The following is an 8,013-nucleotide window of genomic DNA, read 5'->3' on the forward strand; positions in this document are numbered from 1 at the left end:
ATGTATTGTTTTTGCTCTCGAGAGCCCTAAGATAGATATGCTGTGATTTTATATAATCATAGTGAATATCTTATATATAAATGAATATGCAACTGATATTTAAGGTGAATGCATTGTTTTTAAAATGTTAACCAATTATCGGTTGAATAATATACTCACTTGGTTAGACTTTAACCGTGAAAGCAGCGATTTAACAAAAACTTGTCTGCTTTTACTACCCATTTCTTTTTGGATTTTTTAGTTAGCTTGGAGGCGCAAATGAAACATTTCGATTTTATACAGCATATTTGCGCTTCGTTTGATCCGTGTTCTGACATGGTGACTGCTATGTCACAAACATCAGCCATGGCCGATAGAAACACCCAAGATAAACCTAACTAATAGATCCGTACCCTTATTTGGCTGCGGAAAAATAGCAGCTAAGTGAGAAGCCCTCATACTATCTAGAACGCTATTTTTCCTCAGTTTATTACACAACTGGAGAGTTATTATGCGTCACTCAGTATATTTAAAATTAGCAACAGTCCTTATCCGTGCCGATCTTCGCCGTGAAGAGCGTGAATGGCAACGAAAAGTTCGTCGTAGTTCGTATGATCTACCGTGGAACAATACTCACTTATTGAGAGATATTGGCCTTGAAGCCGATGGTCGACCAATTGGTTTTTCTGAGCCTGAAGTCGTCACGATTGAACGTCGAGTTCGTCATCTTCGTCGTGTCCTAAGTGCGCGAATACCGACGTAATCTGCGGGGTTGATAGCACCGTTCAACCCCTAAGATAAGTCACAGTGATGGTTATGGCGTCTAAAGTACAAACTTTTGAACTAGAACTGGCCAAAAAAGAGAAGCTCTTGCTTCTCTTTTTTGCTTTTTTAAGTCGTTATCTAGTAAAGGTAAATAGTTCGGCTAAGCTTTATAGAGCAAGGGAGGCTGACTATGCAGAAGCATCAATTAGACATGTGGTTACATGGAGAGCACAATGACTCTTATCAGACACCGAAAGTGTATGTTATTGGTTGCTCTGATATCTCTGAATATTTACTGGCGGTGGAGTACAAACACAAGCTAGAACCGGTGAAGCAAGACGGCGAGCCGCTTCACTTTGGATCCTTGGATCAAGTAAAAGAGGAGTTACTCCGGCTAGGCTTTGAAAAGGCATACCTTCGATTACATAACGCGTATGACGAGTTTGGTAGTGAGCCAAGCCAGAGTTACTGTGATATCGAACTGGCGCTCAAACCTCATTAGAGAGTATTTTTAACGAGCGTTGTAGTGAGAAATTACTTCTAAATTGAGACGGTTTATAACGTACTGATCTTTTAGCCTATCTATGCTAGATAAAACCTCTATGCGTAATGGCTTTCTATGCGTAATGGGTTGTCAGCAATCTGTGGGTGAATTGAGTTCGTAGATAGAAACCACGAGGTTTGGTCTTTATTGGTTTTCCACTTGCACCGTAAGCTTCTGTTAACACTCGACTGTTGGCGGCTTTTGGTCGCAAATGCAGTGCTTCGCCGTGTCTTGCTGTGATCTGTTCAACATTACCTAACACGATCAATTCCATCAGCTCTTCCCAATCTCTTTTCAATAGTTCGTCTTCAGCTTGGCTAGGTGTCCATAATAAAGGGGATCCTACATGCCTTTCTGTCAGCGGGATCTCTCTTTCTCCCTCCACCGGGATCCACAACACTTTGGATAGCTTGTTTCGAACGTGACTGGTTTCCCAAGTTATGCCTTGCACGCCCATTAGCGGTGCGACACAAACAAAGGTGGTTTCGAGTGGTTTCCCTGAATAGCCAATCGGGATGCTTTTGAGCTCGATACCGAGCTTGGCAAAATCTTGTTCTGGTTTACTGCCAGCAGTCGCACCCAAGTGCCACTCCAATAGCTGCCCAACCCAGCCTTTATCTCGCTTTAGGTCGTTTGGTACAACCATTTCGGCTTCATCTGCGAGCTCTTTAAAAGTCATCCCTGCAATAGAATAGGCTCTGTCTAACAGCTCTTGTTGTGTTTGTGGTTCTGGTTTCATAATAAAAGGCATGATCAAAAAAATGATTTTACCAGAAGTTATCACCATATGACGACTGGTTAAGAAATGATCGCCTTGCTAGAAAAGGGATCAAACTCATGGTTATCCACAGGACATGAAGGTAATTAATTGAAATATTAATTTAGTGGATAAATAAACAGGGGTTTGTAGGGGATAAAATGCTTGCTAAATAGGGTTTGAAATGAATCTTTCACTTACTAGTGTGGATAAACATCGGAGTGGTTGATCTTTGACCACGGACGACTTTTAAAAGATCTTTTACTTTTTTTATGTTCTTAAAATTGATGATTTTATTTTAATTAATTGAATTTTAGTTATTTTTTTGGGTGGTGGGTGGTTTTTTGTTTTTGGTTCTGATGAATCTATGGATTAAAAAAAACGATTGCGGGTAATTCTTCACATAGTTATTCACAGAAAAGGTGAATAAATGTGGTCTATGTCTCACTCTTGTGTGGGTAACTAAGATTTGAGCAAAACTTATCCATATTCGTAGTTATTATTCATAAATATAGCGCTTGTCACGTCACTAAGTTTGCTCCGATTGGGGATATGTGGAAAAATCAGTGTAATTAAAAATTTAGATAGAGGTTGGCCAGTGATAGATGGCGATGGTTACCGATTAAATGTTGGTATTGTAATCTGTAACAACCATGGTCAGGTCTTCTGGGCTAAACGATACGGGCAACATTCATGGCAATTCCCTCAAGGGGGAATCGATGAAGGTGAGACTCCGGAACAGGCAATGTACCGCGAGTTGTATGAAGAGGTTGGCCTTACTAAAAAGGATGTAAAGATCGTCGCGACAAGTCGTCATTGGTTACGCTATAAGCTGCCCAAACGACTGGTTCGGTGGGATTCTAAACCTGTCTGTATTGGACAAAAACAGAAGTGGTTTCTTTTACGCTTAGATTGCGATGAATCGCATATCAATATGCAGCGTGGAAGCACACCTGAATTTGATGGTTGGCGTTGGGTGAGTTACTGGTACCCAGTTCGACAAGTTGTATCTTTCAAGCGAGATGTTTACCGTCGAGCGATGAAAGAATTCGCATCTTTAGCAATGCCGTTTAAAGAGCGAAAAACAAAAGGAAAGCGCAAATTGCGTAGAGGTTAAGCATGCTCAGCCAACTAAGGGAAATAGTTGAACACGTATCAAGAGTTGAAGATGTGTCGACGGCTCTTGATATTTTGGTTAAAGAGACATGCAGCGCGATGCAGACGGAATGTTGCACCGTGTATTTGGCAAATAATGATATGCAGCGCCTTGAGTTGATGGCAACTCAAGGCCTGATCTTCCAAGGTAATAGCATTCACATTGGTTTTGACGAAGGTCTGGTTGGCCTGGTTAAAAGAAGTGCTGAACCTATCAACCTTGCGCAAGCGTCTGCTCATCCCGCGTATAAGTTTTTTCCAGAGCTTGGAGAAAAGGTTTATCACGCTTTTCTCGGCACTCCGATTATCTATCGCAAGCAAGTGCTTGGCGTATTGGTCATTCAACAGAAGTCCCCCCGTTTATTCAGTGAGATGGAAGAATCCTTCCTTGTTACACTTTCTGCACAACTTGCGGTTATTGTGGCGCATGCCCAAACTCAAGGCCATTGGCTTCTTGAGCAACAAAAGCTGCCTGCGATTAAAGGTATTGCTGCTTCATCCGGTGTCGCTATCGGTGATTTATGGTGGGACAACACCCAACCTGAATTAACCGATGTTTACCCAGCATCGACGCTCAATGTTGAAAGAGAGCATGAGCTGTTGGCAGTCGCTGTCGAAAATGCTCTCAATGATTTTAAGCGAATGCGAAAGCGTTTAGACAGTGAAATCAATAAAGACGCGTTGGCGATCTTTGATCTGTTTACTCACTTACTCAACGATCCCATGTTACGTAAGGATCTCAAGAGCCAAATTCAGAAAGGTGACAAAGCCGATTGGGCATTAAGACAGGTTGTTGAGAGTTACTCTAACCGTTTTGCTCGTATGTCAGATGTGTACCTTCGGGAGAGAGCGCAAGACGTCCGAGAGCTTGGTCAAAGACTGCTCTATTTCCTACACAACTCTGAACATGAACTTCGCACGTTAGATAAACCGATTATTTTGGTGGTTCGTGAGTTAACGGCCTCTGTATTAGCGTCTATTCCTAAAGAAAAACTATTAGCGGTTATTTCCTTGGAAGGGGCGGCGAACTCACACGCAGCGATTTTATCTCGAGCTTTGGGTATTCCTTCTGTTATGGGGGTTAACCTAAATCTAGCTCAAGCTAATGGTAAGCAAGCGATTGTTGACGGGTATAGCGGTGAGATTTTTATTGAGCCGACTAAAAACCTGCTCAAAGAGTATCGGGGGCTGATTCTAGAAGAGAGTGAGCTCTCCTCTATGGTCAATCGAGAACTGTACTTACCGGCAAAAACGAAAGACGACAAGCAAGTCGAGATTCTGCTTAATGCGGGTTTGAGTGCAGATACTAACATCGCTATCAACCAAGGCGTTGATGGGGTGGGGCTGTATCGAACCGAAATTTCTTTCTTGTTACAGCAGAGGTTTCCGTCAGAGGACGAACAATTCAAGCAATACCGTTCTGTACTCGCGAGCTACCCAGAGAAGCAAGTGGTGATGCGAACCTTGGATATTGGTGGGGATAAGGCGTTACCTTATTTCCCAATCGAAGAAGATAATCCATTCCTTGGCTGGCGTGGTATTCGTTTTACACTTGATCACCCAGATATCTTTATTATTCAACTACGCGCCATGTTGCGTGCGAGCTGTGATAGTCATAACTTGAGCATTTTGCTACCGATGATTTCAGGTGCGCAGGAGCTGGATGATGCGGTTCAGCTTATTGAACAGGCTTACGATGAAGTGCACGAGCTTGATAACCGAGTTCGTATGCCTCGCGTAGGCATCATGATTGAAGTGCCATCCATGCTTTATATACTGCCGTTGATAGCGGATAAGGTCGACTTTGTTTCAGTCGGTACCAACGATTTAACCCAATATTTATTGGCGGTTGATCGGAACAATTCACGAGTATCCGATGTCTATGAATCCATGCACCCTGCAGTGATCATGGCATTAAAACAAATTCATGATACTTGTAAGCAATATCAATTACCGGTGTGTATTTGTGGCGAGCTCGCGGGTGATCCAATGGGCGCGCTACTATTGATTGGATTAGGGTATGAGACGTTAAGTATGAATACCTCGAATGTCGCAAGAACTAAATATTTGATTCGTCAATCGAACTTGGCTGAATTACAGGATTTGGCAAATAAGGCACTTTCAAAACCGTATGGTAGTGACATCTATAGTATGATGCTGAACTATTTCGAAGAGCGTGAGTTTACAGGCTTCATTCGAGCAGGTAAAAAATAGGATTTAACGTGTCATATGAACTAATAGGCTTGTTAGCAGGCCTTGGTGCTATTGTTGGTGTTTTAGCAGGCTTGCTAGGCATTGGTGGTGGTTTGCTGGTGGTTCCTGCCTTACTGTTTTTGCTTCCTAAAGCGGGTATCCCCCAAGAGTTTGCGATGCAAATGGCATTGGCTACTTCGCTATCAACCATCATTGTTACGTCGGGATCGTCTGCGATTAACCATTTAAAATTAGGTAACGTAGAGATATTTGTCGTTAAGTGGTTGATGCCGGGTGTCGTTATAGGCGGCTTCCTCGGTTCTTTCGTGGCCGATGTAATTCCAGCTCAATACTTACCAAAAGTCTTTGGTGTGATTGTCTTGGTATTGGCGTTGCAAATGCTGTTGTCGATTCGCTCTAAGAGCAAAAAATCGATGCCGGGTTCAGCTAAAACCATGTTATGTGGCGGCAGTATTGGTTTGGTATCAAGCTTAGCGGGTATTGGTGGTGGGTCTTTATCGGTGCCTTTCCTTAACCGTCACGGTGTGGAAATGCGTAAAGCGGTTGGCTCATCTTCGGTGTGTGGTTGTGTTATTGCGATCTCGGGAATGCTCGGTTTCATATGGCATGGTTCTTCTGTCGATGATCTGCCTGCATTTAGCTTGGGTTATGTTTATCTTCCTGCTTTGATTGCGATATCTTGTACTTCAGTCCTAACTACTCGAGTGGGTGCGAAGCTGGCTACTCAATTGCCAACCCCTGTGTTAAAGAAATTCTTTGCGGTATTTTTAATGTTTATAGCAGCGACAATGCTGCTGTAGTGTCTTTTCTGTTAGTTATTGAGCTAACCGTTGATCAATTTAGATAGAGAGCCAAGTATGTCTCAGGGTTTTATCGAATTCCCAAATATCGATCCTGTTCTTATTGAACTAGGACCAATCTCAGTTCGTTGGTACGGCTTAATGTACCTTGTTGGTTTTATGTTTGCTCTTTGGTTAGCAAATCGCCGAGCTGATCAGCCAGGTAGTGGTTGGACTCGTGAGCAAGTATCAGACTTACTGTTTGCTGGTTTTCTAGGTGTGGTTCTTGGTGGTCGTATTGGCTACGTACTTTTCTACAACTTCGACCTTTTCCTAGCAGACCCACTTTACCTCTTTAAGGTATGGACTGGTGGTATGTCTTTCCATGGTGGCTTGATTGGTGTAATTACTGCAATGTTTTGGTATGCCAAAAAGAATGGTCGAACCTTCTTTGGTGTGGCAGACATGATTGCGCCATTGGTACCATTTGGTTTAGGCATGGGCCGTTTAGGTAACTTCATGAACAGCGAGCTATGGGGCCGTGTGACTGATGTGCCATGGGCAATCGTATTCCCGAATGGTGGTCCACTTCCTCGTCACCCATCTCAGCTTTATGAAATGGCGCTTGAAGGCATTGTTCTATTCTTCATCTTGAACTGGTTTATCAAAAAGCCGCGTCCTCTTGGTTCTGTATCAGGATTATTCCTAGCAGGATATGGTACATTCCGTTTCTTAGTAGAATACGTACGTGAACCAGATGCTCACCTAGGCTTGTTCGGTGGATTTATCTCTATGGGACAAATCCTGTCACTGCCAATGGTTATCATCGGTGTGCTAATGATGGTTTGGGCATACAAACGCGGTCACTACAAAGACGAATTACCACAACAAACGAAGTAAGGAATTGGTGTGAAACAGTATTTAGATCTCTGTCAGCGTATCGTTGATGACGGTACTTGGATTGAAAATGAACGCACAGGCAAACGCTGCCTAACCGTGATCAATGCTGACCTGGAATATGATGTTGGCAATAACCAGTTCCCTTTAGTAACAACGCGCAAAAGTTTCTGGAAAGCGGCGGTTGCTGAACTGCTTGGCTACATCCGTGGTTACGACAATGCTGAAGACTTTCGCAAATTAGGTACTAAAACTTGGGACGCGAACTCTAACTTGAACGAAGCATGGCTGAACAATCCTTACCGTAAGGGTGAAGATGATATGGGCCGTGTTTATGGTGTTCAAGGGCGAGCATGGGCGAAGCCTGATGGAGGTCATATAGACCAACTGAAGAAGATTGTGGATGATTTAACGAACGGTATCGATGACCGTGGTGAAATTTTAAACTTCTACAACCCTGGCGAGTTCCACATGGGCTGCTTGCGTCCGTGTATGTACAGCCACCACTTCTCTCTACTTGGTGATACTCTGTACCTAAACAGCACTCAACGCTCTTGTGACGTGCCGCTGGGCCTGAACTTCAATATGGTTCAAGTGTATGTGTTCTTGGCTATTATGGCGCAAATCACTGGCAAGAAACCGGGTGTGGCTTACCACAAGCTTGTGAATGCTCATATTTATGAAGACCAATTAGCGCCAATGCGTGATATTCAGCTGAAGCGTGAGCCTCTGGCTGGCCCAACATTCCATATCAATCCTGAAATTAAGTCTTTAGAAGATTTGGAAACGTGGGTAACGATGGATGACTTTTGGGTTGAAGGTTACGAATGCCACGAAGCGATTAAGTACCCATTCTCGGTTTAATCTAATTCGCTTTGTTTGATAGAAAGGCTGCCACTGTGCAGTAATGCCGTTCACTTAAG

The 8,013-nt window shown here is 43.2% G+C and carries 8 protein-coding genes; 7 read left to right on the forward strand and 1 reads right to left on the reverse strand.

Annotated elements, in window-relative coordinates:
* Positions 1–490 precede the first annotated feature (490 nt).
* On the forward strand, positions 491–742 hold the full coding sequence (locus AB4407_RS17625) for a hypothetical protein (protein WP_004735015.1): 252 nt from the start codon (positions 491–493) through the stop codon (positions 740–742).
* Between the two features lie 192 nt (positions 743–934).
* Positions 935–1,246, forward strand: coding sequence for a DUF6482 family protein (locus tag AB4407_RS17630; protein WP_372121469.1), 312 nt, complete (start codon positions 935–937; stop codon positions 1,244–1,246).
* 115 nt (positions 1,247–1,361) lie between these two features.
* Here AB4407_RS17630 and mutH read toward each other — a convergent pair whose 3' ends face one another.
* A complete protein-coding gene (gene mutH, locus AB4407_RS17635) occupies positions 1,362–2,027 on the reverse strand; it encodes a DNA mismatch repair endonuclease MutH (protein ID WP_372121470.1) in 666 nt (221 codons plus the stop codon).
* 616 nt (positions 2,028–2,643) lie between these two features.
* On the opposite strand from mutH, the gene rppH reads away from it, so the two are divergent.
* The 5 genes from rppH to AB4407_RS17660 are packed head-to-tail and all read left to right on the forward strand — an operon-like array spanning position 2,644 to position 7,954.
* Entirely contained in the window at positions 2,644–3,162 is a 519-nt protein-coding gene (gene rppH, locus AB4407_RS17640; RefSeq protein WP_009848435.1) for an RNA pyrophosphohydrolase, read from the forward strand.
* Positions 3,163–3,164: 2 nt separating this feature from the next.
* Positions 3,165–5,414, forward strand: a complete 2,250-nt coding sequence (ptsP, locus tag AB4407_RS17645; RefSeq protein WP_372121471.1) for a phosphoenolpyruvate--protein phosphotransferase — start codon at positions 3,165–3,167, stop codon at positions 5,412–5,414.
* Between the two features lie 8 nt (positions 5,415–5,422).
* Positions 5,423–6,214, forward strand: a complete 792-nt coding sequence (locus AB4407_RS17650; protein WP_372121472.1) for a sulfite exporter TauE/SafE family protein — start codon at positions 5,423–5,425, stop codon at positions 6,212–6,214.
* Between the two features lie 57 nt (positions 6,215–6,271).
* A complete protein-coding gene (lgt, locus tag AB4407_RS17655; protein ID WP_372121473.1) occupies positions 6,272–7,093 on the forward strand; it encodes a prolipoprotein diacylglyceryl transferase in 822 nt (273 codons plus the stop codon).
* Between the two features lie 9 nt (positions 7,094–7,102).
* Positions 7,103–7,954, forward strand: a complete 852-nt coding sequence (locus AB4407_RS17660; protein ID WP_176681996.1) for a thymidylate synthase — start codon at positions 7,103–7,105, stop codon at positions 7,952–7,954.
* Positions 7,955–8,013: the final 59 nt, after the last annotated feature.

It is taken from the genome of Vibrio sp. 10N.261.46.E11, assembly GCF_041472735.1.
In the GTDB taxonomy this organism is placed as follows: Bacteria; Pseudomonadota; Gammaproteobacteria; order Enterobacterales; family Vibrionaceae; genus Vibrio.

Excerpts from the sequence above, each read along its gene's own strand:
- mutH (WP_372121470.1), bottom strand. The coding sequence starts at position 2,027 with ATGAAACCAGAACCACAAACACAACAAGAGCTGTTAGACAGAGCCTAT.
- lgt (WP_372121473.1), top strand. The coding sequence starts at position 6,272 with ATGTCTCAGGGTTTTATCGAATTCCCAAATATCGATCCTGTTCTTATT.
- AB4407_RS17625 (WP_004735015.1), top strand. The coding sequence starts at position 491 with ATGCGTCACTCAGTATATTTAAAATTAGCAACAGTCCTTATCCGTGCC.
- AB4407_RS17630 (WP_372121469.1), top strand. The coding sequence starts at position 935 with ATGCAGAAGCATCAATTAGACATGTGGTTACATGGAGAGCACAATGAC.
- ptsP (WP_372121471.1), top strand. The coding sequence starts at position 3,165 with ATGCTCAGCCAACTAAGGGAAATAGTTGAACACGTATCAAGAGTTGAA.